Source organism: bacterium 336/3 (assembly GCA_001281695.1).
Taxonomy (GTDB): Bacteria; Bacteroidota; Bacteroidia; order Cytophagales; family Thermonemataceae; genus Raineya.
The window spans coordinates 1-906 of record LJIE01000013.1 but is presented as its reverse complement, the minus strand read 5'-3'; the positions used below and the strand labels follow the sequence as shown (position 1 = coordinate 906).

1 protein-coding gene is annotated in these 906 nt (G+C 29.6%); it reads right to left on the bottom strand.

Features of this window, described 5'->3' with window-relative positions:
* Positions 1 to 8 precede the first annotated feature (8 nt).
* The gene (locus AD998_21935; GenBank protein KOY84264.1) at positions 9 to 824 is read right to left on the bottom strand and encodes a transposase; all 816 of its coding nucleotides are present in this window, start codon (positions 822 to 824) and stop codon (positions 9 to 11) included.
* Positions 825 to 906 lie beyond the last annotated feature (82 nt).

Sequence of the window (906 nt, the reverse complement as noted above, 5' to 3'; positions counted from 1 at the left end):
GAACTTGTTTAACATTTAATGAATCTAGAAAAAATAACAATCATAGCTAAAATATTAAAACAGAACCAATGTTTAGCAAGGTATTCATATCTAATCAAAAGAGCTTTGAAAGCATCCATCCAAGCAAAAGTTCTTTCAATAACAAATCTTCTTTGATATAGCACTTCATCAAAATGATGACAAAGTTGATTATTTTGTGTATTTCTTTTATTAAAATCAATATTAGTTTCTATTTGATACTTTTCACAAGTTTTTCTACAAATATCATTATCAAATCCAGCATCAGCATTCAAGAACAAACCTTCTATGGAAATATCAGCTTTTTCAAGCCAAACTATCAGTTGTTTAAAATGTTGTGAGAAATGAAACATGTCATGATGATTTCCACTAACAGGTTCTGAAATAGCTATTAATATCCCCTGATTATCACATAAATATACTAAATTAGTACTTGCTTTGGAATGTTTATGATTAAATCCCACTGCTTGTCCACCTCTGTTGGCTCTTGTTTTTGAACCATCTATCTGAATACTAGACATATCCAAATACTTTTTATAGTGCTTCAACAAATAAACCCACAATTTTTCCCATGAACCATCCTCACACCAGCGTTTGAAATGATAAAATACACTTTGATAACTATATTTTTCTTCAAAAAAACGTTCTGTAGGAAGTTCTCTCCACTGACAACCTGTTTTTAGTCTATATAAAATTGCTGAAAGAATACCAACCCTTTTTTTCTCTGAAATACTTAGTCCTCGTCTTCCAACACTTAAATGAGGTAATATTAGCTTTTTTATTCTATCTTTGCTCAAGATGCTCATAAAGTAATTTTGTTTGTTTGCACTACAATAGTATACTTTTTTGAGCATCTTTGTTTATAGTATTATAACCTTAGACAACTTC

Bases quoted from the DNA above. Each gene is read 5' to 3' on its own strand.
- AD998_21935 (KOY84264.1), bottom strand. From the start codon at position 824: ATGAGCATCTTGAGCAAAGATAGAATAAAAAAGCTAATATTACCTCAT.